Raw genomic sequence first — 23,947 nt, 5'->3', positions numbered from 1 at the left:
GAAGAACACGAGCGACAAGCAACGACAAGGAGACTGCGCATGTTGAGCGAAGAAAAGAACCGCCTGCTGACCGAAGTGGGCCCCGGCAAGCCGATGGGCGACTACCTGCGCCGCTACTGGCACCCGATCGCGGGCGCCAGCGAGTTCGACGACAAGGCGGTGAAGCCGCTGCGCATCCTGGGCGAGGATCTGGTGCTCTACAAGGACCTGAGCGGCAACTACGGCCTGGTCGACCGCCGCTGCCCGCACCGCAACGCCGACATGTCGTACGGCTACGTCGAGCAGTGCGGCCTGCGCTGCAGCTACCACGGCTGGCAGTACGACCAGAGCGGCCAATGCGTGCACCAGCCCTTCGAGGAAACGCTGGACCCCGGCGCGCGCATGCGCAGGAACACGAGGATCAAGGCCTACCCGGTGCAGGAGAAGGCCGGCCTGCTGTGGACGTACATGGGCCCGCAGCCCGCGCCTCTTTTGCCCGACTGGGAACTCTTCAACTGCGCGAACGGCTTCGCGCAGGCGGTGTTCGCCGAGATCCCGTGCAACTGGTTCCAGTGCCAGGAGAACTCCATCGACCCGGTGCACTTCGAGTGGACACACAACAACTGGACCACGCGCCTGCAGGGCGAGGAAGGGCCGTACGTGCCGACGCACCTGAAGCTGGCCTTCGAGGAGTTCGAGCACGGCTTCGTCTACAAGCGCCTGCGCGGCGGCGAGCGCGAGGACAACGTGATGTGGACCACCGGCCGCGTCACGCTGTGGCCCAACGGCTTCTTCCTGGGCCATCACTTCGAATGGCGCGTGCCCATCGACGACCACAACACGCTGAGCGTGCTCTGGGTGCTGAGCCGCGTGCCCAGCGAGCAGGAGCCCTACGTGCAGGAGCGAATCCCGTCGTGGTACGGACCCATCAAGGACCCGGCGACGGGCCGCTGGATCACCAGCCACGTCGCCAACCAGGACTTCGTGGTGTGGGTGGGGCAGGGCGCCATCACCGACCGCACGCGCGAGAAGCTGGGCCAGAGCGACAAGGGCATCGTGATGATGCGGCGCCGCTTCTTCGAGGAGCTCGAGGCGATGCAGGCCGACCCGGCCCACGAGCCCAAGGGGCTGATCCGCGATCCGGAGAAGAACCGCAACGTGTTCCTGCCCTCGGCCTGCCGCGACGAGATGATCAACGGCCTGCCGCGCAGGGAGCTGGCGGCGCATCCGCTGCTGGGGCCGTACCTGAAGGACTTCTTCGGCCAGGCCGGGCAGCCTGACGAGGTGCGCGTGGCCTACGAGAAGGCCATCGGCCAGAAGGTGGAGGGCGCCACCTTCTTCAAGGTGCACGGCGCCGGCATCGAGGAAGAGGCCCGGAAAGAGGCCCGGGAAGAGGTCTAGCGCCGGAACATCCGCAGGTCGAGCTCGCTTTCCTCGCCCAGCCACATCGCGTGCGTCGTGTGGTCGGCGAGATCGTCGCCCGTCACGCCGTGCACGAACACGTCGAGCCCGTCGCGGTTGGCCTCGAGCCAGCCGATGACCTGGTAGAACTCGGCGGCGTCGAAGGCAAGCTGGCAGCTCCAGTGCGGATGCGGGCCCACCAGCCGCTCGTGCACGCGGCCGACCACCACCATCAGCTCGCGGCCCGCGCGTTCGCAGAGGGCCTTGGCCTGCGCGAGCGTGTCGGGGCCGAAATAGACGTGGGCGTGGTACTGGGCGTAGAGGTTTTCTGGGCGGCGCGGCATGGTGCGCTCATTGTGATCCCGTTCGCGCTCCGAGGCGGAAGCGCCCGCTGTAGCGGAATACGTCGCCGAACCAGCGGTGGCGCAGCAGCATCCTCATGGTGAAGCGGTCTGCATCGGCGGGATCGGGGCGCTCCTCCACGTAGGCCGCGCCCATGAAGAGCCCGAGCGGCAGCGGAATGCGCAGCCCCGCGACCCGCCAGACATAGCCCAGGTCGCGGAACACCAGCGCGCCTTCTTCGGCGCTCACCGCGAGGCGCATGCCGATGCCGAAGCGCACGTACTCGATCACCTCGCCGGCATGGCCTTCCGCAAGCTCCATGTGCGAGCGGAAATGGAAGGGCGGCCTGCCCGGGAAACTGAAGATGCGGTCCCAGTGGAGCGTGGCGTTGCCGGGGCGGCAGCGGTAGTGCACTTCGATCGGCACGTCCTTGCCCTGGTGCGGCACCAGCGCGCCGAAGAGCCGCCCGAAGGGCATCAGCAGCGCGGCCCACGGAGCATGCCAGACCTCGCTCATGGTGCCGCGCACGCAGACGTGGTCGTCGGAGAACGGCCGCATCGCATAGTGGCGCCGGATGACGCCGCCCAGCCGGTCCCAGGCGGGGCCGAGCGCCTGCTGGAAGACGGGCTGCATCGTCATTGGGCTTCAGCTACCGCCGCCGTCACGGCCGCCTCGCTGCGCGCCTTGTAGAAGCGCAGGATGTTCTGCGAGGCATCCGCCAGCATGAGATGCATGACGCGGTCGGCATACCAGTTGAAGCTGGTGCTCATGCGCCACGAGACAGCCACGCGCAGCTCGGTGCCGCCATCGCGCGGCGTCAGCGTGTAGGTGGCGTCGCGCAGGTCGAAATACTGGCCGCCGATCATCACGTGGTCGTCGAGCGCACCGGCCGGGAAGGAGTCGGGCGAGAAGCGGAAGCGCCACTTCAGCAGGCGGTCGGGCTGCCACTCGGTGATGACTTCCTCGAAGTGCACGTTCTTCTGCCACTGCACCTGGCGCACGCGGCCCTCGGGCGTATCGACCGTCACGCCCGACACCGGCATCGGCACGCCGATGCGGTAGGCCCAGGCGTCGCCGACTTCGGAGGGTCGGATGTCGTACGCGGCGTTGAGTTCGTGCCACACGCGCTCGGGCGGCGCGGCGATGAAGAGCGAGCGCGAGGTGTCGGAGTAGCGGTCGGGGTTGGGCAGCTGGGGCTCGATGGCGCCCAGCACCAGCGGCAGCATCGCGAAGCTGTAGACGGCCTGCTTCGGCCAGTTGGTGATGCGGCACACGATGCCCATCGCCAGCCCGCCGACGCTGCCCATGGTGGCGAACAGCGGCACGATGACGATGGCGCAGATCAGCCCTTCGATGAACACCAGCAGCGTGCCGCCGACGAAGAGCGAGGTCGCCACCCACGGCGCCCAGATGTAGTAGCCCCAACTGCGCCGCTCGACGCGCTCGGCCATGTAGACGGTGACCGCGCCGCACACCGCCGGCACGAAGTACACGAAGGAGCCCAGCATGGCCGAGTAGGGCTTGCCGGGTGCACTGCTGAAGACGATGCGCAGCACGAGCGCAATCGCGGCGCCGGACGCCATGGGCCAGAACCAGCCGAACGGCATGCCGCGAACGGGCTTGGGCCGCGCTTCTTCATGTGCGGGCTGCTCGATGGGGGCGAGTTCGGAAAACCTGCTTTCTTCGGAGTCTTTTTGCATGCGGGAACCTCTTCTTCTCCTCGTTGTGTCGTTTCGGGGGCTGCCTGTTCAGTCGCAACGGCGCGTGGCGGTGACCATGCAGTAGTCGAAGTCGCGCCAGAACATGCCCAGCGCCAGTGCGCAGTAGCTGGCCACGATGTGCTTGCGCCGCCACGGGCTGAGCCTGCCGCGTGCCTTCCACAGCTCGGCCAGTGTGAAGCGCGTGGCCAGCACGGGAATGTGCAGCGCGCTGGGTGCGACGCGCCAGCGCAGCGACTTCACTTCCACGCTGTCGAAGCCATTTGCCCGCAGTGCCGCGACGAAGTCGTCGCGCACGGCCAGCGTGGGCACGGCCCAGCTGTCGGCCCACAGGCGGTGCAGCCAGTTCGCCACGCGGCCGGGCCGGTGCCGCAGCAGGAAGCCGTCGACCACGGCCAGCCGCGCGCCGGGCTTCAGCAGCCGTGCGGCTTCGCGGACGAAGTCGGCCTTGTCGGTGCCGCCGGCATAGCAGGCGCTTTCCAGGGCCCAGGCGCCGTCCGCCTGCGCGGCGGGCAGTCCGGTGCGGGTGTAGTCGGCTTCGATGTGCGCCATGCGGTCGGCCACGCCGGCGGCGGCGTCGAGCTTCGCGGCGATGCGGTTCTGCACGGCGACGTTGGTCACGGTGACGGCGTAGAGCGATGCGTCGTCGCCGACCAGCGTGCGCGCGGTGGCGCCGGCGCCGCAGCCCATGTCGATCACGCAGCGGCGCCTGTCGCTGGCCTGGGGCGCCTCGCCGAGACGCAGCGCGCGGCCGACCATGCGGTTCATCTCGACGAGCATGCCCTCGCGCCGCAGCGGGTTCAGGCCCGCGCGCCAGAAGCCGAAGTGCATGTTGTAGCTGGGGCTCCAGGCGCTGTAGTCGGTCGCGACCTCGGTGAAGTAGTCCTGCGTGTCTTCAGTTGTGACGGTGTTCTCGGACTGGCTGCGCGCGAGCGTCTCGTGCGGCACGCGGAAGTCGGGCTGGAAGACGGTCGGCATGGCGGTTCCCTCGTTGGTTTGTTCGTCGGTTTCTTTTCGGGTCAGATGCGGCAGTTGTCGTCGCATGAGGGCGCGACGCGCCCGGCGAGCCTCGTGGCCAGCCAGCGCGGAATGCGGTAGCGGTTGCGCGCCAGCAGTGCATAGGCGCGGTCGGCCAGCGGAGCGACGACCGGCAGGTCGAGCAGGAAGCTGCCGCTGGAGAGGCCCACCGCCGTGCGGCAGATGCGGATGGCCGGCACGCCGACGCGCAAGCGGCCCTCGGCGTCCGACACATGGATGGCCGCCATCAGCGCCTCGCGCGGTGCCGGGCCGCCGCTGAACGTGGCCGGCGAGCAATCGACCATCCGCAACCGGCCCGCCGTGTCGCGCGCCTTGAGGCTGCCCATCTCGGCCGAGCAGATCGCGCAGCTCGCGTCGAAATAGACCGTGAGTGGATAGGCTGGGGTGGGGATACGGCTCATGGTGTTCTTTGTTATCGATATTTCTGTCAAAACAGAAACTAATGGGGAAAAAAAGAGACCTTCAGATCATTGGGAGGCTGGCGTGGTGTGCATCCGGGTCTTCGCCCTTGCCTGTGCCCTTGCCGCCCTGCGACGAATCGCCGCGCACGAACTTCTGCACGCTCGCGCCCAGCGTCATCACCTTGTCGAGCGTGCCGGGAGACAGCCTCAGCATTTCGTCGGCCCAGGTGGCGAGCTTTTCCATGAGCTCCATCGTGGAGCGGATCCGGTCCTGCGCGTCGGCAGGCTCCTTCTGGAAGTCGGGGCTGGAGACCAGTTCGCGCAGCACGCGTACGGTGGGGTCGAACTCGCGCTCCTTGCGCTCGCGCACCACCGTGCGGAACAGCTCCCACACGTCGACGCTGGTCTCGAAGTAGTCGCGCCGGTCGCCCAGCGTATGGGTCACGCGCACCAGGTTCCAGGCCTGGAGCTCCTTCAGACTGTTGCTGATGTTGGAGCGGGCCACGCCGAGCGTGTCGCACAGCTCCTCGGCGTTCATGGGCTTGCCGTGGGCGAAGAGCAGGGCGTGGATCTGCGAGACGGTGCGGTTCACGCCCCAGAGGGACCCCATTTCGCCCCAGTGCAGGACGAACTTGCGTTGGATGTCGGTGAGTTCCATGGCGCCGAGTTTAGGATTCTCGAAATTTCTGTCAAGAAAGAAATTAAAAATTCGGCAGTGACGGTGAATCGGTGGAATACTGTATGAATAAACAGTAAATTGAACAGCAAACCGAGTTGCCAAGGAGTCGCCGACCATGCCAGCCGCCTTCATTCCCATCCACGCCATCAAGGGCCGCGGCGCGGCCACGCACATCGCGCACCGGTTCTCCAAGGACGAGCGCAACGCCTTCGACGACGGCTGGGGCACGCTCGAGGAAGGCGCGGCCGAGGCCGAGGAACTGCAGCCCCTCGCCACCGAAGTGCGCTTCGAGGACGTGAAGTCGGCCCTCAACGAGAACGACTCGCCCGACATCTCCTTCGACCGCTCGATCAACCCGTACCGCGGCTGCGAGCATGGCTGCATCTACTGCTTCGCGCGGCCCACGCACAGCTATCTCAACCTGTCGCCGGGGCTCGACTTCGAGACCAAGCTGATCGCCAAGCGCAACATCGTCGAGGTGCTGCGCACGGAGCTCGGGCGCCGCAGCTACCGGCCGAGCCACATCGCCATCGGTACCGCCACCGATTGCTACCAGCCCATCGAGCGCGAGCTGCGGCTCACGCGCTCGGTCATCGAGCTGCTGCGGGAAGCGCGTCATCCGTTCGCGCTGGTCACCAAGTCGAGCGCCGTCGAGCGCGACCTCGACCTGATCGCGCCCATGGCCGCCGACCGCCTGGCGGCCGTGTACGTCACCGTGACCACGCTCGACGGCGACCTCGCCCGCAAGCTGGAGCCGCGCGCCGCCGCGCCGCATCGCCGGCTGCGCACCATCCGCACGCTCACGGAGGCCGGCGTGCCGGTCGGCGTGAGCGTGGCGCCGCAGATTCCCTTCGTGACCGAAGACATGGAACAGGTGCTCGAGGCCGCATGGGAGGCCGGCGCGCGCAGCGCCTTCTACACGGTGGTGCGCCTGCCTTGGGAGGTGGCGCCGCTCTTCAAGGAGTGGCTCGCGCTGCACTACCCGCAGCGCGCCGACCGCATCATGGCGCGCATCCACGACATGCGAGGCGGCAAGGACTACGACGCCGACTTCGCCACGCGCATGAAGGGCTCGGGCCTCTGGGCCGACCTGATCCACCAGCGCTTCCAGAAGGCCACGAACCGCCTGGGCTACAACCGCGAGCGCATTCCGCTCGATGTGTCGGCGTTCCGCCCGCCGGGTGCCGTGGGGCAGGGCAGCCTGTTCTGACGAGTCGAGGGCCGTCGGGCCTTCTCTCTTTCTTTTTTTCTTCTAGACGTAGCTCAACGGTAGCGCCGTCGTCTGCTTCAGCTCCTGCATCGCGAAGCTCGAGCTGACGTCGTGCAGGTTGGTGCCCGCGATCAGGCGCTTGTAGACCGCGTCGTAGGCCGCGATGTCTGGCACTACCACGCGCAGCAGGTAGTCGACGTCGCCGCTCATCCGGTAGAACTCGACCACTTCCGGAATGGCATGCACCGTGGCCGTGAAGCGGTCGAACCACTCCTGCGAGTGCGTGCTGGTGCGCACCGACACGAACACCGTCACCGCCACGTTGACCTTGCGCGGATCGAGCAGCGCCACCGAGCGCGTGATGACGCCGGCTTCCTTCAGGCGCTGGATGCGCCGCCAGCACGGCGTGGCGGAGAGGCCGACCTGCTCGGCGATCTGGGCCACCTGCAGCTCGGCATCGCGCTGCAGGAGATCAAGAATTCGGATATCTATGGAATCCAATTTCACTAATTATTCAGAAAAGAGCATCAGATTCCAATCTTATAGATATCGCCTGTGCAAAAGGCAAGCCGATTCCCAAGCCCGGCCGGCAGACTCCTTCAGGAGCGCGGCACCCCGCCGCGCCGCCCCTTTCGCCGGAATCACCTCAATGGACATCTACCTCGACGCCAACGCCACCACGCCCGTGCTGCCCCGCGCACGGGCCGCGGCACTCGCAGCCATGGCCGACGACTTCGGCAATCCCAGCAGCGTCCACAGCACCGGGCTGAAGGCGCGCGCGCTGATGGATTCGGTGCGCTCCCGCGCGCGCCGCCTGCTCGGCGCTCCTACCGGCGACCTGCTCTTTCTGAGTGGCGCCACCGAAGGCATCCAGACGGCGGTGCTGTCGGCACTGAGCTCGCTGCGCGGCCGCACGGACGTGGACTGCATCCTGTACGGCGCGACCGAGCACAAGGCGGTGCCGGAGGCGATCAGGCACTGGAACCGGCTGCTGGGCCTGGACCTGCGCGTGCTGCCGATCCCGGTCGGCCGCGACGGCCGCCACGACCTGCAATGGCTGCGCGCGCATGCCGGCCGGGCCGGCCTGGTCTGCACCATGGCCGCCAACAACGAGACCGGCGTCATCAGCGACCTGGACGGCATCGAGCAGGCATTGGCCGGCAGCCCGGCCCTGTGGATGGTGGACAGCGTGCAGGCGCTGGGCAAGCTCGAACTGCGGCTCGCGGCCCACCGCATCGACTACGCGCCGTTCTCGGGGCACAAGCTCTACGCCCCCAAGGGCATCGGCCTGCTCTACGTCCGCGAGGGCGCGCCGTTCACGCCGCTGATGGCAGGCGGCGGCCAGGAAGGCGCGCTGCGCTCCGGAACCGAGAACATGTCCGGCATCGCCGCGCTCGGCACCGTGCTGGAGGCGCTCGAGGACGGCCAGACCTTCATGGGCAGGCGCACGCTGGAGGCGTACCGCGAACGCATCGCCGCCGCGCTGAAGAGCGCGTTCCCCGGCGTGGTGTTCAACGCCCCCTTCGATCTGAGCCTGCCGACCACCCTCAATTTCTCGGTGCCCGGCCTGGACTCCAAGCTGCTGCAGGACCTGTTCGACGCGGCCGACGTGCGGGTGAGCGGGGGCTCGGCCTGCGGCGCGGCCAAGGCGCTGCCCAGCCACGTGCTGCAGGCAATGGGCCTGCCCGCCTGGCAGGCGGCATCGGCCGTGCGCCTGTCCTTCGGCCCGGCGAGCGATCCGGCCTTCATCGACGAAGCCTGCGCGCGCATCGGCTCCTGCGGCGCTTCGCTGCGCGCCAGCTGCCTCAGTACCTCGGAAGAAGCGCCGCGCCCGGGCAGCGCGCTCGATGGCCTGACACGGTTCGTGGTGGGCGGTGCCTGCTGCTACCTCGTGGCCGACGCCGAGAGCCGGCGCTGCGTCGTCATCGATCCGCTGCCGGAGCTTACCGGGCGCATCTCGCAGCTGCTTCGCTGCCAGGAGTACACGCTGGTCGCCGTACTCGACACGCACAGCCATGGCGATCACGTGTCCTCGGGCGGCGAACTGCGTGCGGCGCTTCCCGTGCGGCTCCTGGCCCAGGGCGGGGTCGATGCGCTCGGCTGGCCGCTGGGCGTCGATGCGATCTGCCTCGGTGCGCAAATGCTGACCCGGCTGGCGACGCCCGGGCACACCGCCGACTCGACCGCCTACCTGCTGCACGACGCGCAGATGAACATCCGCCTGGCTTTCGTGGGCGACACCGTGATGCCCGGCGCGCTGGGCCGCAGCGACTTCGCGCAGAGCGCGCCGCTGGCATTCGGCTCTTCGCTGAAGAGGCTGCAGCAGGCCGTGGGCCCGCACACGCTGCTGCTGTCGGCGCACGACTACGACGAGCGCTTCGCGAGCACCCTGGCCCGCGAGTGCGCCGCCCAGCCGCTGCTCGCGCAGGTGCTCGCCGGCAGCATCGACGACGCGCACTTCGCGGCGGCGAAGGCCGAGCTCGAAGAAGGGCTCGCGCTGACCGAATACCAGACCCTGGCATGCGGCGCGCGCGTCGACGGCGGCTGCGCCGGTTCGGGCCATGAGGCTGGCCATGAGATGGGCGCCGCCGAAGCGCAGCGGCTGCTGCGCGAAAACCCGGGCCTGCTGCTGGTGGACGTGCGCGAGCCCTACGAGCAGCGCCTGAGCGAATCGCTGCCCTTCGGCGCCGGCGCGCATTGCGAGGCCGTGCCGCTGTCGGGCCTGCTCAATGCCTTGCCCGCATGGCTGGCGCTGCCGGCTGCGACGCCGGTGCTTTTCTACTGCCGAAGCGGCAACCGCAGCGCGCAGGCCGCCAAGGCGCTTCGTCGCCTCGGCCATGCGCAGGCATGGAGCCTCTCGGGCGGCCTCGCGTTGTGGCCTGCGCGCGGCGTTGCCGAAGAGCCGGGCGCCGTAGTGCATTGATGTGCCTGGCCGGCTGCAGCCGAGGGTGAGGCAGCCGGCGCCGTGCACAATCCTGCGCATGTCGATCACCGTCCCGCAAGCATGCGGGCGCTTTCCTGCCCCAGGCGGCACATGCGAATCCACGAACTGAAACAGCGGCTGAGAAAGGCCGGAGCCGGCCCCAGCCACGAGCAGCGCATCCTGCGCCTGTGGTCACACGCGCTGCCCAGGAACAGCGGCAGGCGGCTGCCCGCGAGCTTCTTCCCCGCCTCGCTGATGGAGGAGCTACCGTCCATCGAGGCCGAGCTGGCCGGGCTCGCGCGCGTCGTCGCGGCGCATCCGGGCGCCGACGGTTCCGAGCGGCTGCTGGTCGCTCTCGCCGACGGCCAGACCGTGGAGAGCGTGCTGCTGCCGCGCGACGGCCTCTGCGTCTCTTCGCAGGTGGGCTGCGCCGTCGGTTGTCAGTTCTGCATGACGGGCCGCGACGGCCTGCTGCGGCAGGTTGGAAGCGCCGAGATCATTGCGCAGGTCGCTCTCGCGCGCATGCGCCGGCCGGTGCGCAAGGTGGTGTTCATGGGCATGGGCGAGCCGGCGCACAACATGGACAACGTGCTCGAAGCCATCGAGCTGCTGGGCACGGTTGGCAACGTCGGCCACAAGAACCTGGTGTTCTCCACCGTGGGCGATCCGCGCGTGTTCGAGCGGCTGATGAAGGAGCGCGTGAGGCCCGCGCTGGCGCTCTCGCTGCACACCACCAAGGCCGAGCTGCGCAGGAAGCTGCTTCCACGCGCGCCCGGCATGACGCCCGAAGAACTGGTAGAGGCGGGCGAACGCTATGCGCGCGCCAGCGGCTACCCCATCCAGTACCAGTGGACGCTGCTGGAGGGCGTGAACGACGGACAGGACGAGATCGACGGCATCGTGCGGCTGCTCTCGGGCAAGTGGGGCGTGCTGAACATGATTCCCTTCAACGCGGTGGACGGCGTCGGCTTCAGCCGCCCGTCGCTGGAGCGCTGCGAAGAGATGGCCCGCACGCTGCACCAGCGCGGCATCCTGACGAAGCTGCGCCACTCGGCCGGGCAGGACGTCGATGGCGGATGCGGCCAGCTCAGGGCACGCACCGCCGAAGCGGCGATACCGATCCGCAGGATCGAAGAACTGCGCGTCAGCTGAAGGAAGCCATCCAGTCCAGGACCTGGGCGGGCGCCTCGACCATCACGTTGTGCCCATGAGGGCCGAGGTCGCGCGCATCGGCGTCTAGCGAGCGGGTCTGCTCCAGCGTCACCATCGCGTCGTTGCCTCCGCGCGCGAGATGGACCGGGCAGCGCGCCAACGCCATCAGTTCGGACAGCGGCGGCTTGCCGACCGCATTGGCGCGCGGATCCATCGCCAGGCGCCAGCCGTCGCCTTCACGGGCGACGCCTCGCGCGGCCACCGGTGATGCCGCGCCGGCAACCGCCGCGAGGCCCGACACCTTCAGGTAGCGCTCCTGCGCCTGCGTTTCCGTCGGGAACAGCTTCGCGGGCTGCAGCGCGAGCGAGTCCATGCGCTGCACTTCCTCGTCGCTCCACGCGATCTTGATGCCCGCCGCGAACACGCGATGCGGCACGAGGCCGAACCAGCCGGTGGCGAGCGCGAGGGCGATCACGCCGCCGAGCGAATGCCCGAGCACCACGAGGCGTCCCCCAGGCTGTATGTGCGGCAGCACCGCGCGCGCCACGCTCGCGGCGTGCTGGCCGATGGCATAGGAGTCCTGTGCGGCGGAGCGGCCGTGGCCGGGCAGGTCCGGCGCCAGCCAGCGGCCTTGCCAGCGAGCGCTGGCGCCGGTGCGCATGTCCGCGCACAGAGGCGACCACACCGCGCCGGTCGCGCCCATGCCGTGCAGCATGAGAAGCAGGTCGGGGCCTTCGCCGCCTTGTTCCATGAAGATATCCACCGCCTTGTCTCCGTCGGGTCTTCGATGGCCCGGGAGGATACCCGCGCAGCCGCCGCCCCTTGCATGGGCGGTTGCTGCGCGCCGGCACGGGGTCAGCCGGCGTCCACCAGCTCCCAGTGATTCGCCAGGTGCATGAGATGCGCCCGGGTGTACTCCGGCTTGCTCAGCGCGCCGTAGGCGAAGTGCGACGCGAGCGCCAGGCCGTGCCGCCCGAAGCGGCCCAGTGCGCTCATCAGGTGCTCCACGGCCGCATCGAGGGGCTGGCCCGAGGCGATCGCCGGTGCGCCGGGGATGGGCTCTTCGAGCCCGTGGCTCATCTTCCCGCGTGCCGAGAACACCGCGAACGCCATGCTGCCTACAGAGGCTCGGAACCACGCGGGCTTGAGCTGCGGAAAGCCGTCCAGCGAGTACTCGATGCTCTGCGCGCTGTGGTGCAGCACCTGCGCCAGGTCCCAGCCGGAGCGGGTGCGCAGCGGCGTGGTTCGCAGGCGTTCGAGAGTGCGCATGGCGCGGGGAAGGTCGGAGAAATCGGCCATGGCGATGGGCTGGTCGGAGTGGGTGAGGACGTAGCCGGCACCCGCGGCCGCCGCGCCCGCGAGCAGCGCGCCGCCGGTCAGCAGGGCGCGCCGGGTGCGGCGGACGGGATGGTCATTCTTGGTGTCGGTGTTCATGTGGTGCCGGATGGTAGGCACCGGGCAGCGCCGGAACTGTCAAATTTCCGACGATCTCCGAACGATCGCGCTTCGGGCCCGCTCAAGCGCTGCGGCCCGGCCACCTGTGGCGGGTGCCGCCCGAGCGCCGGTCGGCCTTCTCGGGCACCGCGCCCAGCGCGCTCAGTTCCTTGCCTCGCAGCTCGAGCCGGTGCAGGCACATGAGGAAGACGTCGAGGTGCTCTTCGTCGATGACGTCGAGCAGGTCCATGTTGAGGCGCGCGATCCGCGGAAACACCGTATCGCACAGCTCCCGGCCCGCGGCGCTCAGCCGCACGTGCACCTCGCGGCCGTCGTCGGCATCGCGCCTGCGCTCCACCAGCTTCTTCTCGGCCAGGCTGCGCAGGCCGCGCGAGGTGCGCACGCGGTCGAGTTGCAGGCGCTCGGCGAATGCCGAGGAGGTGATCTCGCCGATCTGCGCGAGCATGCCGATCATTCCCCACTCGCGGTGCGTGATGCCGAAGCCGCCTTCGACGAGGCGCGTCGCCATGCCGCTGCCCGGGCGCATGGCACGGTGGAGGCGGTACAGGAGCAGGTCGTCCAGGGAGCGCGGGGCGCGCAGTGCCTGGGTATCGGTGAAAACTTGCATGGGTAATCCGAAGGCGAGGTCGTCTGTCGGCCAACCGACCTCGATGGTGGGTGATGGATTAGATCAATCGTTTGTCGAAATTTATAAACAGCCGGGCAATGAATATTGCCGCAATGTCATTGAGATTCGCGGCATTTTTCGATAGGGCGTCCGCCAATTGCGGAAAGTCAGCCAGTGCTCAGTGTTGGCCGCCGTGCTTCTGCGCGGGATCGGCATATCGCCCCGCTATTCGCTCTGAATTGATCTCGATTTGAATATCGATCGATAGCAATAAAGGAATTGAGCAGGCTTTTTGCAGCAGTCATCCAAGAAAGGAATCTCTTGCTCGATCTGAACGAAGTCGCCATGTTTGTCCAGGTGGCGCGCCTGGGCAGCTTCGCCGAGGCCGCGCGGCACCTGCGCATGCCCTCGGCCACGGTGAGCCGGCGCATCCAGCAGCTCGAGGCACGCCTGGGCACCCGCCTGATGCAGCGCTCCACCCGCAAGCTCACGCTGACGAGCGCCGGCCAGACATTCCACGAGCGCTGCGGCCCCGCGGTCGAGGAGCTGATAGAGGCCGGGCAGTCGCACGTGGCGGTCAGCAAGGAACCCAGCGGCGCGATCCGGGTGGCGGCTTCGACCTGCTTCTTCGAGTATTTCGACATAGGCTGGGTGTCGGCCTTCATGGCTGCGCACCCGCTGGTGCAGATCGACTTCGTGCTCAGCGACCTGCCGGCCGACCTCATCGCCGATCGCATCGACGTGGCGTTCCACATCGGGGCCCTGGAGGATTCGAGCTACGTGGCGCGCCGCATCTTCACGAGCTACGGCGGCCTCCTGGCCAGCCCCGCCTACATCGCGGCGAATGGCGCGCCGCGCGACCTGCGCGAACTGGGCGAGCACGAATGCGTGACGCAGCCCCCGGCCACAGGCAGCTTCGCCACCTGGCGCCTGCAGGGGCCAGACGGCTCCGAGGAGGACGTGCGCGTGCGGGGCCGCTTCAGCAGCAACACGCACGTGGCGCTGCGCGATGCGGCCTGTGCCGGACTGGGCATCGTCGCCCTGCCGGCGGTCCTGACCTCGGCCGAGGTGGCGTCGGGCCGGCTGGTGCCGGTGCTGCCTCGATACGTGCGGGCAGGGCGCGGCATGAGCGTGGTCTACCCGAGCCGCCAGCAGCGCCCGCTGGCCGTCACGGCGTTCGTCGACATGGCCATCGAAAAGCTCAGCCAGCGGGAGTGGACGCCTCCTCCGGCCGAGGCGATGTGCGAGAGCCAATTGGAGCGGCAACTCGATTCCCTGGTCTGCCGTTGAGCGCCAGGGCGTAATTTCCTCCGATCCCGCTCCCTATTCGTTTGCACCACATGAGGGCTATTTGCCTTTATTTGGTGCAAATCATTCGACAGGGCTGTGCGGATTGCATCGAAAGCTGATCGGCTGAAACTCATTTTGTGCGCTAGTCGAGTGCGACAAAACTCGTAAACAATTGTCACGAGCAGTCTTTTGATGGACATGCAAATTCGGCATGTCTGCATCGAGCTTCAAGCAAAGAATTCATTCATTTTCATGATTCCCGGACAAGGGAATGGATCTTGTGGATCACAGGCAAGGGGAACGGGTTGAAAACACGGCGGCCGAGTGCGGCGAAACAACACGCAGGACAACGACTTTCGCGTCGCGCCAAGGGCGTCACTCTGGTCGAAACAGTGGTCCTCCTGGCTTGCATGGCCGTGGCCGCATCCGCTGCGTTGTCCAACTGCAGGTACGACGTGCCGAGTGGACGACCGCTTGGCGGTTCGGACGGACTCCTGGCAGTCCATATCGGGATGGACCGCTTTCATCGAGCCGCCGTCGCGATGGTGGATCGCATCTTTGTGCCGCGCCTGCAAGGCCTGCGCGACGTAGCCGCGCTGGACTGACCGGGTACGCCCGCGGCGGAAAGGACACATCCATGCTGAGGCTCGGCGTCCACAAGCTGCCCATGGCAGAGGTGGTCTTGATCAGCACGATCATGAGGCTCTCGGCGAGCCAGCCCGGCTTCGCCTGGCAGCTGGTCGATGCGCCGCCTTACGACGCGCTGCTGGTCGACAACTCTTCGGCGGAACATGAATATCCCGGGGTGGTCGGCAGCATGGCCGCCGCAGTGCTCAGGCTCACGCGCATGAACACGGGCGGGCAGCCCGGCACCATGGAGCGGCCGATCCGTGCCGACAGGCTGCAGCAGTGGCTTTGCAGCATCGAGCAGGCGCTGCGCGAAGCGCAGCCCGGCGGCCTCATGCCGCACGAGCAGACGGCGCTGGAAGTCGAGGTGTCCGACGCGGAGTACTTCATGTTGCGCCGCTGGCCGCCGACCCTGCTGCTGCGCAACGACCTCGACAACATCCGCATGGCGAGCCTGCTGTCGCGCCGCGCATTGAACGCGACCGAGCTGTCGGACATCAGCCAGCTGCCTTTTTCCCAGTGCGTGGCCTTCCTGCTCGAACTGCGCAAGGCCGGCGTGCTGGAGCTGCACGTGGCACAGGCCCTGCCGCCCGTCATGCCCCGGAGCGACAAGACGGGGGGCGGTGGCGATTTCGCGCGCAGCTTCATCAACGGCATTCGCCGCCGGCTGGGCCTGCGCGTGCCATGAGGGAATACAAGATCCTCGTCACGGGCACCGTGGGTGCCGGCAAGACGACGGCCATCGGCCTCGTGAGCGAGACCGCGCCGGTCGTGACCGACGTGCGCAACTCCGACACGACCATCGACAAGGCCCGCACCACCGTCGGCCTGGACTTCGGCCAGCTCACGCTGGACAACGGCGACATCGTCCGCCTGTTCGGCACGCCCGGGCAGACCCGCTTCGACTTTCTCTGGAAGATCCTCGCGAGGAACGCGCTGGGCCTGATCGTGCTGATGGACAACTCGCGGAGCGATCCGCTGGCCGACCTGTCCGTCTACCTCGAGGGCTTCGCCGAGCACCTTCGGACGCTGCCCTGCGTCGTGGGCGTGGGACGGATGCAGTCCCACCCCGTGCCCACCCTCGACGACTATGCCGACCGGCTTGCATCCACCGGCCGGGTGTTTCCCATTCTCGAAGTGGACGTGCGCCGCAGGAACGACGTGCTCCTGCTGATCGACACGCTGCTCATGCAACTCGAAGCCGACATGCGGGGAGACAAAGAGTGAATTCAAGACACGGCCTTTCCAGGACAGCCACGGCGCACGCGCAGCGCGAAGTGCGCAAGCTCGTCGAGGAGCTGACCGGCGTGACGGCGGCGGTGGTCGCCACCGCGGACGGCTTCGACGTGGCCTCCGCCTCCGCCGGCGATGCAGATCCGGCGCGCGTGGCCGCCATGGGCAGCTCCATCGTGGCGATCGGCGACGTGGTCTCGCAGGAGGCCCGCCTCGGCCGCCGTGAGAGCGTGATGGTGCTCACGGACTCGGGCTTCGCGGTGTTCCACAGCGTGCATCGCCGCGACGCGGAGCTCGTCATCAACGTCCTGGCGCGCGACAGCGCCGTGCCCGCGATGGTGGCCTACCGCGCCGCACAACTCGCCAGGACCCTCGCCGAGGCATGACCACCGATCTTCCCGCGCGCGGCTGCGTGGCGCGGGTGCATTCCTGTACGCAGCAACCTCAACTTTCAACTGTTCCACTGGAGAAAAACTTGGCTTCCATCAAGCAGACGCTCGAAGACATCCTCACCATCGACGGCGCCATGTGCGCGGCCGTCGTCGACGCCGGCAGCGGCATGATCCTCGGCAGCGTGGGGTCGGGCGTGGACATGGAGATCGCCGCGGCCGGCAACACGGAAGTGGTGCGCGCCAAGCTCAAGACCATGCGCGCGCTGGGCCTGAACGACGTGATCGAGGACATGCTCATCACGCTCGGCAAGCAGTACCACATCCTCCGGCCCTCGGCCGCGAAGGAGGGGCTCTTCCTATACGTGGTGCTCGACAAGCAGCGCGCCAACCTCGCGCTGGCACGCCGCAAGACGATGGAAGTCGACAAGCTGATGGACTTCTGAAAAAGCACAGGCAGGCAGTTCCCGGTGCTGGATCTCAACGAAGTCGCCATGTTCGTGCAGGTGGCGCGGCTCGGCAGTTTTGCCGAAGCCGCGAGGCACCTGCGCATGCCCTCCGCGACCCTGAGCCGGCGAGTGCGGCAGCTGGAGGCGCACCTGGGCACCCGCTTGCTGCAGCGCTCGACCCGCAAGCTGGCGCTGACGAGCGCCGGGCAGGCTTTTCTGGAGCGCTGCCTGCCCGCGGTCGAGGAGCTCATGGGTGCCGGGAAGCTGCAGCTCGCGGGCGGCCAGGAGCCGAGCGGCCCGGTGCGGGTGGCCGCGCCGGCCAATTTCTTCGATTTCTTCCCGATGGAGTGGGTGTCCGCCTTTCTGTCGGCGAATCCGCGCGTGCGGCTCGACTTCGTCCTCAGCGACGCGGTGGCCGACCTCGTCGCGGAGCGCATCGACGTGGCTTTCCGCGGTGGTCCGCTGCGGGATGCGAGCGATGCGAAGCGCCGGATATTCGCCAGCTACGGCGGCCTCTTCGCGAGCCCCGGCTACGTGGCTGCGCACGGCCAGCCCGCCAGCCTGGATGAACTCGGCGAACACCATTGCGTGACGCCGCCGCCGGACACGGGCCGACTGTCGACCTGGCTCCTGCAGGACGCCGAAGGCGTGGAGCACGACGTGCACGTGTGCGGCCGCTTCGTGAGCAACATGGAGGACGTGCGGCGCAAGGCCGCGTGCGCCGGCCTGGGCATCGCGGCGCTGCCCTCGATCGTGGTGGCTTCCGACCTGGCCGCCGGCCGGCTGGTGCGCGTGCTGCCGCAGTACAGGCGCGCCGGACGCGGGCTGAGCGTGATCTACGCCAGCCGCCATCACATTCCGCACGCGGTCTCGGCCTTCGTCGAGATGGCGATGGAGAAGCTTGCCGCCAGCCCGGACTGGAGTCCGGCTTCTCCGGGGATGCCCGCCGGCTGAAACGCCGGCCGGCGACGATCAGTCGGCCTTGGCGGTGCGGTCGGCGCCGGGCGCGAGGCAGTTCGCGGGCGCACCGGACACATCGGCGCCGCACCAGTCTCCTCCCAGCGCCTTCACGAGGAACACCGATGTCAGCAGCCGCTGCCCCTGCAGCTGCGCGGCCTGCCGCTCCACCGTCAGCAGCGACTGCTGCGCGGTGATCACGTCGAGGTACGTCGAGGCACCGCCTTCGTAGCGGCTGGTCGCCATGTCGAGCACGCGCCGAGCCGCCGTCACGGCCGACTGTGCCTGCGTGGTGGCGCTGTCGAGCGCCGAGAGGCCGGTGATGCCGTCTTCCACCTCCTGCATCGCCGTCAGCACGGTGCGGCGGTAGTTGCCGACGGTGGCGTCGTAGCCGGCCTTCGCGAAGTCGACGTTCGCGCGGACCCGCCCGCCATCGAACAGCACCTGCGTGGCCGACACGCCCACCGACCACAGCAGGCTGGGGCCGTTGAAGAGCGTCTCGATCATGCGGCTGTCCACACCCACGGTGGGCGAGATGACGAAGCTCGGGTAGAAGGCGGCCGTGGCCACGCCGATCTGCGCGTTGGCAGCGGCCATCGCGCGTTCGGCCGAGGCCACGTCGGGGCGGCGCTGCAGGATCTCGGACGGCACGCCCAGCGGCACCGCGGGCGGCCGGATCTCGCGCAGGTCCACCGGCAGCGAGAAGTTGGGCGCCGGTGTGCCGGTGAGCGTGGCCAATGCGTGCTCGTACTGTGCGCGCTGCTTCTTCAGCACGTCGACCTGCGTGAGCGTGGTCTCGAGCAGCGCCTGCTGCTGCGCCACGTCCAGCCCTGACACCGCGCCCAGGTCGTGGCGCGCCGTGACCAGCTCCAGCGCGCGGCGCTGCAGGCCGATGGAGCGCGAGAGCACGTCGAGTTCGATATCCGTGGAGCGCAGGTTGAAGTAGTTGCTGGCGAGTTCGGCGCTCAGAAGCAGCCGGGTGTTCGCGAGATCGGCGGCCGATTGCTCGGCGGAGGCGGCCGCGCCCTCGACGGTGCGCTGCACGCGGCCCGCGAGGTCGATCTCGTAGCTCGCGTTCAGCGAGAGGGCGAAGTCGTTCTGCACCGTCGACGAATTGGCGGTGGCGTAGTTGGTGAGAGGCCGGTTGGCCGAGATCTTCAGGCGCGAGGCTCGCGCGCCCAGGCCCAGTTGCGGATAGCGGCTCGCCGACGTGGCCGCCAGCGTGGCGCGCGCCTGTGCCAGCCGCGCGTTGGCGATGGCCAGCGTGGGACTGCCGGCCAGAGCCTGCGCCTGCAGCGTGTCGAGCGTGGCGTCGTCGAAGCGCTTCCACCACGGGCCCTTGTCGGCGCCGTCGCTGGGCGCGCTCAGGCGCCAGGGCTCCTCGAGCTTCCAGCTGACGGGCAGGGGTGTATCGGGCGTCTTGTAGTCGGGGCCGACGGCGCAGCCGGCTGCGAGTGCCAGCAGCGCGGCCGCGCAGGGCAGTCGAAGGAGCTTCACGCCGGCTCCTTCTTTGCCCCGGCAGGCGCCGCCTTGGCAGGAGGCTGGTCAGGCGCGACAGCCACGACGTCGCCGTCGGCCAGCGAGTCGGACGGGTTCAGCACCATGCGGTCGCTGCCCTGGAGCCCGTCGATCACTTCCACGTTCTCGCCGTAGTTGCGCCCCAGCGTCACCGCACGCAGGGCGACGCGGCCCTGCGCATCGACCACCGCGATGCGCGTGCCCTCGGCGCGGAACAGCAGCGCGTTCGCCGGCACGGTGAGCGTGCGGCTCGCGGCCAGCGGCAGCGACACCTGCACGTAGGCGCCGGGCAGCAGCGCGCCGTCCTTGTTGGGCAGCGAGACCTCGACCTGCATCATCCGCGTGGTCGTGTCGATGGCGCCGGAGGTGCGCGCCACCTCGCCCTTGAAGCTCTGGCCGCGCAGCTCGGCCTGCGTCACCACCACCGGCTGGCCGGCCTTCACCAGCTGCGCGTAGGCCTGCGGCACGTTGACGTACACGCGCAGCGGATCGGTCTGCGCCAGCATGAAGAGCGCACGCCCGGCGCCGCCGCCCGCGCCGGCGTCGATCAGGTCGCCTACGTCGACGTTGCGCCGTGTGATCACGCCCGCGAACGGCGCCACCACGCGCTTGAAGCCCTCGGTCTGCTTCAGGCGCTGCACGTTGGCATCGGCCGCGGCCACGTTGGAGGTGGCTTGCGCGACGGCGCTGCGGCGCTCGTCCAGGTCCTGCTGCGAAACCACGTCCTTCTTGCGCAGTGCCTCCCAGCGCTCGGCGGTGCTGCGCGCCAGCTCCAGCCCCGAGGCGGCCTGCGCGCGCGCGGCCACGGCCTGCGAGAGCTGCTGGTCGATCTCGGGCGTCTCGATCTCGGCGAGCAGCTCGCCCTTCTCGACGCGGCTGCCGATGTCCCTGGTCCAGCGCTTGAGGTAGCCGCTGGCGCGCGCCGAGATGGGCGACTGCACGAAGCCCTGCAGCGTGCCGGGCAGAGAGAGCGTCTGGCCCGCGGTGGGCACGCGGGGCAGGGCGGTCTGCACGTACTGCTTTGCGCGCTCGGCGGTGCCGGCTTCCAGCGCGCGGGCGTTGGCGATGCGCACGATGACGGTGCGCGCCGCGCCCAGCGCCAGCAGCACCAGCACGACCAGCACCAGCCAGCGCGTGCGCCGCACGATCTGCCGGCGGCGCAGCAACTGCTCGCCGTCGCCTTCCTCGGCGGCGATGGGGTGGATGGCCAATGCCGAATGGCGTTGCTCCGTCATGGAATCAGTTCTCCTGGGGGGCGACCGTGCCCGCTGGCGGTTGATGCTGGTGCTGCGCGGCCTCGCGCGCCGCCCGGCGGTGCGCAAGCCGACTGTGCACTCCCGCGAACACGGCAGGCACGAAAAACAATGTCGACACCGTGGCAAAGACCAGGCCGCCGATCACCGCGCGGCCCAGCGGCGCGTTCTGCTCTGCGCCTTCGCCCAGGCCCAGCGCCATCGGGATCATGCCGATGATCATCGCCAGCGCCGTCATCAGCACCGGGCGGATGCGGGTGGCGCCCGCTTCCAGTGCGGCCGACAGCGGCGGAATGCCCGCGGCCAGCCGCTCGCGCGCGAACGACACCAGCAGGATGGAGTTGGCCGTGGCCACGCCCATGGTCATGATCGCGCCCGTCAGCGCCGGCACGCTCAGCGTGGTGCCGGTGATGAACAGCATCCACGCGATGCCCGCAAGCGCGGCCGGCAGGGCCGTGATGATGATGGCCGCGTCCAGCCACGACTGGAAGGTGACCACGATCAGCAGGTACACCAGCACGATGGCCATCGCCAGCCCCACGCCCAGGCCGATGAAGGACGACTGCATCGTCTGCACCTGCCCGCGGATCTCGACGCGGCTGCCGCGCGGCAACGTGGGCCGCATCTCGTCGACCAGCTTCTGCACCTTCGATGCCACGCTGGCGAGGTCGGTGCCCTGCACGCTCACGTAGACGTCGATCACCGGCGCGATGTTGTAGCGCGACATCACGGCCGGCTGGCGCGCGGCCTGCGCGTCGACCAGGTTGCCCAGCAGCTGCTGCGAGCCACCACCCGCTGTCGCCGCCGCCGGCGTGCCGCCCGCGCCCACCGGGATGTTGAGCAGCGAGTCCAGCGAGTCGACCACGTACTGCGGCGACTGCACCGCGATGCTGTAGACCACGCCGTTGGCCGGGTTCAGCCAGAAGGCCGGCGCCGTCTGCGAGCTGCCCGACAGCGCGATGAGCACGTTCTGCCCCACGTTGGAGGCGGTCAGGCCGTACTGCTGCAGCCGGGTGCGGTCCATCTGCAGGCTCAGCGCGGGGCCGTCCAGGCGCTGGTGCACGTGGGCGTCGACCGCGCCGGGGATCTTGCGGATCGCCTTGGTCAGCTCGGCCGCGCGCGCCGCGTTGCCGGCCATGTCGTTGCCGCTGAACTGCACGTCGATGGCCGCGGGCAGGCCGAAGTTCAGGATCTGCGTGACGATGTCCGCCGGCTGGAAGAAGAACTCCGTGCCCGGAAAGCGCTTGGGCAGCTCGGCCCGCAGCAGCGACACGAACTGTTCGGTGGGCTTGTGGCCCTCCTTCAGCGACAGCAGCAGCTCGCCGTCGAAAGTGCCGATGGTGCCGGCGTTGCTGTACGACAGGTTGATGCCGCTGTTGGGCACGCCCAGGTTGTCGAGAATGGTCTCGAGCTGGTCGGGCGGCACCAGCTCGCGGATCGCGGCCTCTACGCGGTCGGTGAGGCGCGCTGTCTCCTCGATGCGCGTGCCGGTGGGCGCGCGCAGGTGCAGGCGGATCTGGCCGGCATCCACCGTCGGGAAGAAGTCGCGGCCCAGCGCGGGGTAGAGCAGGCACGACAGCAGGCAGAAGCCGAGGAAGAGGCCGATGAAGCCGGCACGCTTGGAAAGCACCGCCGACAGCACCAGCGTGTAGGCACGGCGCACGCGCTCGAAGCGGCGGTCGAAGGCGCGGTAGAGGCGCTGCAGGGCGCTCTGCTTCGCGCCTTCGGCCTGTTGAGCGGTCTGCGCCGAATGCGAACCGCCCATCAGCAGCATCACCAGCGTCGGCACCAGCGTGCGCGACAGCAGGTAGGACGCGATCATCGCGAACACCACCGCTTCGGCCAGCGGCACGAACAGGAATCGCGCCACGCCCGAGAGGAAGAACATCGGCACGAACACGATGCAGATGCACAGCGTGGACACGAAGGCCGCCGAGCCGATCTCGCCCGCGCCGATCTCGATGGCCTCCTTCAGCGGCGTGCCCATGTGCAGGTGCCGCTCGATGTTCTCGATGGTCACGATCGCCTGGTCGACCAGGATGCCCACCGAGAGCGCGAGGCCGCCCAGCGTCATGAGGTTGAGCGTTTCGCCCAGCGCGTAGAGCACCAGGATGGACGCCAGGATCGACAGCGGAATCGTCAGCCCGATGATCAGCGTGCTGCGCCAGTTGCCCAGGAAGAGCAGCACCATCGCGGCCGTGAGGGCGGCCGCCAGGATGGCCTCGAACACCACGCCCTTGACGGCGGCCTTCACGAACACCGACTGGTCGAACAGCGGCGTGATCTTGATGTCTTCCGGCATCGTCTGGGCGGCGATGGGCAGCATCGCGCGGATGTTGGAGACGATGTCCAGCGTGGAGGCGCCGCCGTTCTTCAGCACCGACAGCAGCACGCCGCGCACGCCGTCCTGGCGCACCACGTTGGTCTGCGGCGAGAAACCGTCGCGCACATAGGCCACGTCGCGCAGGTAGGTGGTGGCGCCGTTGACCGTGCGGACCGGCAGATCGTTCAGGCCCGCGATGGCATCGGGCGAGCCGTTCATGCGCACGTTGTATTCGGTGGCGCCGAACTTGGCCGTGCCCGAAGGCAGGATCAGGTTCTGCGTGTTCACCGCATTCACTACGTCAGCCGGCGAGAGGCCGCGCGCCTGCAGCGCCTGGGTGTCGAGGTCGACCGAGATCAGCCGGTTCTTGCCGCCGTAGGGAAAGGGAATGGCCGCGCCCGGCACGGTGATGAGCTGCGGGCGCAGCTGGTTGACGGTGGCGTCGAAGAGGGAGTTCTCAGAACGGGTGGGGCTGGAGAGTGCCAGCTGGACCACCGGCACGCTGGAGGCCGAGTACTTGATGACCAGCGGCGGCGTGATGCCCGGCGGCAGCTGCCGCACCTGCGCCTGCATCGAGGCCACCACCTGCGAGATGGCCATCTCGATGTTGGCCGTGGGCTGGAAGAACACCTTGATGATGGCCACGCCCGCCAGCGACTGCGACTCGATGTGCTCGATGTCGCTCACCGTGGTGGTCAGCCCGCGCTCCACCTGGCCCGAGATCCGCTGCCCCATCTCCTGGGCCGGCAGGCCGTTGTAGTTCCAGATGATGCTGACCACCGGGATGTTGATCTCCGGGAAGATGTCGGTCGCCATGCGCGCCAGCACGAAGGGCGTGGCCAGCACGATCAGCATCGCCATGACGATGAAGGTGTACGGACGACGCAATGCGAGCTGGACCATGGCGAAGGCTCTCTGCTTCCGGCGGAAAAAGGTTTTGCATCATAAGGAAGTAGATTTAGGTTTGCAGGGGCCTGCGAACGAGGTGTGGCGCTTTACCAAA

23 protein-coding genes are annotated in these 23,947 nt (G+C 68.5%); 10 read left to right on the top strand and 13 right to left on the bottom strand.

What is annotated here, in order from left to right; all coding sequences use genetic code 11:
* Positions 1 to 39: 39 nt before the first annotated feature.
* A complete protein-coding gene (locus FHT32_RS24410) occupies positions 40 to 1,380 on the top strand; it encodes an aromatic ring-hydroxylating dioxygenase subunit alpha (RefSeq protein WP_176667181.1) in 1,341 nt (446 codons plus the stop codon).
* On the opposite strand, the gene FHT32_RS24405 is transcribed toward FHT32_RS24410, so the two are convergent.
* The 6 genes from FHT32_RS24405 to FHT32_RS24380 form a co-directional block, all read right to left on the bottom strand.
* Positions 1,377 to 1,724 carry a DOPA 4,5-dioxygenase family protein gene (locus tag FHT32_RS24405; protein WP_176667180.1) on the bottom strand — a complete coding sequence of 116 codons (348 nt, stop codon included), beginning with the start codon at positions 1,722 to 1,724 and terminating at the stop codon, positions 1,377 to 1,379. The two genes, FHT32_RS24410 and FHT32_RS24405, sit on opposite strands and share 4 nt — an antisense overlap.
* 7 nt (positions 1,725 to 1,731) lie before the next feature.
* Positions 1,732 to 2,361, bottom strand: a complete 630-nt coding sequence (locus FHT32_RS24400) for a DUF4166 domain-containing protein (protein WP_176667179.1) — start codon at positions 2,359 to 2,361, stop codon at positions 1,732 to 1,734.
* Positions 2,358 to 3,422 carry an SRPBCC domain-containing protein gene (locus FHT32_RS24395; protein WP_176667178.1) on the bottom strand — a complete coding sequence of 355 codons (1,065 nt, stop codon included), beginning with the start codon at positions 3,420 to 3,422 and terminating at the stop codon, positions 2,358 to 2,360. The genes FHT32_RS24400 and FHT32_RS24395 overlap by 4 nt, the downstream gene beginning before the upstream one ends.
* A gap of 48 nt (positions 3,423 to 3,470) precedes the next feature.
* Complete coding sequence (locus FHT32_RS24390) at positions 3,471 to 4,418, bottom strand: cyclopropane-fatty-acyl-phospholipid synthase family protein (RefSeq protein WP_176667177.1); 948 nt, start codon at positions 4,416 to 4,418, stop codon at positions 3,471 to 3,473.
* A gap of 41 nt (positions 4,419 to 4,459) precedes the next feature.
* A complete protein-coding gene (locus FHT32_RS24385; protein WP_176667176.1) occupies positions 4,460 to 4,879 on the bottom strand; it encodes a thiol-disulfide oxidoreductase DCC family protein in 420 nt (139 codons plus the stop codon).
* A gap of 61 nt (positions 4,880 to 4,940) precedes the next feature.
* Positions 4,941 to 5,537 (bottom strand): GbsR/MarR family transcriptional regulator, encoded by a 597-nt coding sequence (locus tag FHT32_RS24380; protein ID WP_176667175.1) that lies wholly within the window; start codon positions 5,535 to 5,537, stop codon positions 4,941 to 4,943.
* 136 nt (positions 5,538 to 5,673) lie between these two features.
* On the opposite strand from FHT32_RS24380, the gene FHT32_RS24375 reads away from it, so the two are divergent.
* Complete coding sequence (locus tag FHT32_RS24375) at positions 5,674 to 6,768, top strand: PA0069 family radical SAM protein (protein ID WP_176667174.1); 1,095 nt, start codon at positions 5,674 to 5,676, stop codon at positions 6,766 to 6,768.
* 42 nt (positions 6,769 to 6,810) lie between these two features.
* Here the strand turns inward: FHT32_RS24375 and FHT32_RS24370 are convergent, their stop codons facing one another.
* A complete protein-coding gene (locus FHT32_RS24370; RefSeq protein WP_176667173.1) occupies positions 6,811 to 7,269 on the bottom strand; it encodes an Lrp/AsnC family transcriptional regulator in 459 nt (152 codons plus the stop codon).
* 148 nt (positions 7,270 to 7,417) lie between these two features.
* Here FHT32_RS24370 and FHT32_RS24365 point away from each other — a divergent pair, with 148 nt between their 5' ends.
* Together FHT32_RS24365 and FHT32_RS24360 are read left to right on the top strand one after the other, a co-directional pair.
* Positions 7,418 to 9,691: an aminotransferase class V-fold PLP-dependent enzyme gene (locus FHT32_RS24365; protein WP_176667172.1), complete on the top strand. Its 2,274-nt coding sequence runs from the start codon at positions 7,418 to 7,420 to the stop codon at positions 9,689 to 9,691.
* Positions 9,692 to 9,802: 111 nt separating this feature from the next.
* Positions 9,803 to 10,843 carry an RNA methyltransferase gene (locus FHT32_RS24360; protein WP_176667171.1) on the top strand — a complete coding sequence of 347 codons (1,041 nt, stop codon included), beginning with the start codon at positions 9,803 to 9,805 and terminating at the stop codon, positions 10,841 to 10,843.
* Here FHT32_RS24360 and FHT32_RS24355 read toward each other — a convergent pair.
* From FHT32_RS24355 to FHT32_RS24345, 3 genes are all read right to left on the bottom strand, one after another.
* Positions 10,836 to 11,606: an alpha/beta fold hydrolase gene (locus tag FHT32_RS24355; protein ID WP_371132248.1), complete on the bottom strand. Its 771-nt coding sequence runs from the start codon at positions 11,604 to 11,606 to the stop codon at positions 10,836 to 10,838. The two genes, FHT32_RS24360 and FHT32_RS24355, sit on opposite strands and share 8 nt — an antisense overlap.
* Before the next feature lie 92 nt (positions 11,607 to 11,698).
* A complete protein-coding gene (locus FHT32_RS24350) occupies positions 11,699 to 12,277 on the bottom strand; it encodes a DUF1569 domain-containing protein (protein ID WP_176667170.1) in 579 nt (192 codons plus the stop codon).
* 82 nt (positions 12,278 to 12,359) lie between these two features.
* Entirely contained in the window at positions 12,360 to 12,905 is a 546-nt protein-coding gene (locus tag FHT32_RS24345; RefSeq protein WP_176667169.1) for a MarR family winged helix-turn-helix transcriptional regulator, read from the bottom strand.
* A gap of 321 nt (positions 12,906 to 13,226) precedes the next feature.
* Here FHT32_RS24345 and FHT32_RS24340 point away from each other — a divergent pair, with 321 nt between their 5' ends.
* The 6 genes from FHT32_RS24340 to FHT32_RS24315 all read left to right on the top strand — a co-directional run bounded on the left by FHT32_RS24340 (position 13,227) and on the right by FHT32_RS24315 (position 17,847).
* A complete protein-coding gene (locus tag FHT32_RS24340; RefSeq protein WP_176667168.1) occupies positions 13,227 to 14,195 on the top strand; it encodes a LysR family transcriptional regulator in 969 nt (322 codons plus the stop codon).
* Positions 14,196 to 14,832: 637 nt separating this feature from the next.
* The gene (locus FHT32_RS24335; protein WP_256099140.1) at positions 14,833 to 15,510 is read left to right on the top strand and encodes a hypothetical protein; all 678 of its coding nucleotides are present in this window, start codon (positions 14,833 to 14,835) and stop codon (positions 15,508 to 15,510) included.
* On the top strand, positions 15,507 to 16,049 hold the full coding sequence (locus FHT32_RS24330; RefSeq protein ID WP_176667167.1) for an ATP/GTP-binding protein: 543 nt from the start codon (positions 15,507 to 15,509) through the stop codon (positions 16,047 to 16,049). Before FHT32_RS24335 ends, FHT32_RS24330 begins: the two co-directional genes overlap by 4 nt.
* Positions 16,046 to 16,441 (top strand): roadblock/LC7 domain-containing protein, encoded by a 396-nt coding sequence (locus FHT32_RS24325; RefSeq protein WP_176667166.1) that lies wholly within the window; start codon positions 16,046 to 16,048, stop codon positions 16,439 to 16,441. Before FHT32_RS24330 ends, FHT32_RS24325 begins: the two co-directional genes overlap by 4 nt.
* Positions 16,442 to 16,530: 89 nt before the next feature.
* Complete coding sequence (locus FHT32_RS24320; RefSeq protein WP_176667165.1) at positions 16,531 to 16,890, top strand: hypothetical protein; 360 nt, start codon at positions 16,531 to 16,533, stop codon at positions 16,888 to 16,890.
* Positions 16,891 to 16,914: 24 nt separating this feature from the next.
* A complete protein-coding gene (locus FHT32_RS24315) occupies positions 16,915 to 17,847 on the top strand; it encodes a LysR family transcriptional regulator (protein ID WP_176667164.1) in 933 nt (310 codons plus the stop codon).
* Positions 17,848 to 17,865: 18 nt separating this feature from the next.
* Here FHT32_RS24315 and FHT32_RS24310 read toward each other — a convergent pair whose 3' ends face one another.
* Genes FHT32_RS24310 through FHT32_RS24300 form a run of 3 tightly spaced genes read right to left on the bottom strand, consistent with a single transcriptional unit; the run spans position 17,866 to position 23,847 of the window.
* Positions 17,866 to 19,347 carry an efflux transporter outer membrane subunit gene (locus FHT32_RS24310; RefSeq protein ID WP_176667163.1) on the bottom strand — a complete coding sequence of 494 codons (1,482 nt, stop codon included), beginning with the start codon at positions 19,345 to 19,347 and terminating at the stop codon, positions 17,866 to 17,868.
* The gene (locus tag FHT32_RS24305; RefSeq protein WP_176667162.1) at positions 19,344 to 20,603 is read right to left on the bottom strand and encodes an efflux RND transporter periplasmic adaptor subunit; all 1,260 of its coding nucleotides are present in this window, start codon (positions 20,601 to 20,603) and stop codon (positions 19,344 to 19,346) included. Before FHT32_RS24305 ends, FHT32_RS24310 begins: the two co-directional genes overlap by 4 nt.
* Before the next feature lie 4 nt (positions 20,604 to 20,607).
* The gene (locus FHT32_RS24300) at positions 20,608 to 23,847 is read right to left on the bottom strand and encodes an efflux RND transporter permease subunit (RefSeq protein WP_176667161.1); all 3,240 of its coding nucleotides are present in this window, start codon (positions 23,845 to 23,847) and stop codon (positions 20,608 to 20,610) included.
* Positions 23,848 to 23,947 lie beyond the last annotated feature (100 nt).

The organism is Variovorax sp. SG517 (assembly GCF_013376045.1).
GTDB lineage: Bacteria > Pseudomonadota > Gammaproteobacteria > Burkholderiales > Burkholderiaceae_C > Variovorax.
Note: the sequence above shows the minus strand (reverse complement) of the source record. Positions and strands in the feature narration are given on the sequence as shown.

Bases quoted from the DNA above. Each gene is read 5' to 3' on its own strand.
- FHT32_RS24365 (WP_176667172.1), top strand. From the start codon at position 7,418: ATGGACATCTACCTCGACGCCAACGCCACCACGCCCGTGCTGCCCCGC.
- FHT32_RS24300 (WP_176667161.1), bottom strand. From the start codon at position 23,847: ATGGTCCAGCTCGCATTGCGTCGTCCGTACACCTTCATCGTCATGGCG.
- FHT32_RS24350 (WP_176667170.1), bottom strand. From the start codon at position 12,277: ATGAACACCGACACCAAGAATGACCATCCCGTCCGCCGCACCCGGCGC.
- FHT32_RS24345 (WP_176667169.1), bottom strand. From the start codon at position 12,905: ATGCAAGTTTTCACCGATACCCAGGCACTGCGCGCCCCGCGCTCCCTG.
- FHT32_RS24360 (WP_176667171.1), top strand. From the start codon at position 9,803: ATGCGAATCCACGAACTGAAACAGCGGCTGAGAAAGGCCGGAGCCGGC.
- FHT32_RS24305 (WP_176667162.1), bottom strand. From the start codon at position 20,603: ATGACGGAGCAACGCCATTCGGCATTGGCCATCCACCCCATCGCCGCC.
- FHT32_RS24410 (WP_176667181.1), top strand. From the start codon at position 40: ATGTTGAGCGAAGAAAAGAACCGCCTGCTGACCGAAGTGGGCCCCGGC.
- FHT32_RS24375 (WP_176667174.1), top strand. From the start codon at position 5,674: ATGCCAGCCGCCTTCATTCCCATCCACGCCATCAAGGGCCGCGGCGCG.
- FHT32_RS24385 (WP_176667176.1), bottom strand. From the start codon at position 4,879: ATGAGCCGTATCCCCACCCCAGCCTATCCACTCACGGTCTATTTCGAC.
- FHT32_RS24405 (WP_176667180.1), bottom strand. From the start codon at position 1,724: ATGCCGCGCCGCCCAGAAAACCTCTACGCCCAGTACCACGCCCACGTC.
- FHT32_RS24380 (WP_176667175.1), bottom strand. From the start codon at position 5,537: ATGGAACTCACCGACATCCAACGCAAGTTCGTCCTGCACTGGGGCGAA.
- FHT32_RS24390 (WP_176667177.1), bottom strand. From the start codon at position 4,418: ATGCCGACCGTCTTCCAGCCCGACTTCCGCGTGCCGCACGAGACGCTC.
- FHT32_RS24330 (WP_176667167.1), top strand. From the start codon at position 15,507: ATGAGGGAATACAAGATCCTCGTCACGGGCACCGTGGGTGCCGGCAAG.
- FHT32_RS24395 (WP_176667178.1), bottom strand. From the start codon at position 3,422: ATGCAAAAAGACTCCGAAGAAAGCAGGTTTTCCGAACTCGCCCCCATC.
- FHT32_RS24335 (WP_256099140.1), top strand. From the start codon at position 14,833: ATGCTGAGGCTCGGCGTCCACAAGCTGCCCATGGCAGAGGTGGTCTTG.
- FHT32_RS24400 (WP_176667179.1), bottom strand. From the start codon at position 2,361: ATGACGATGCAGCCCGTCTTCCAGCAGGCGCTCGGCCCCGCCTGGGAC.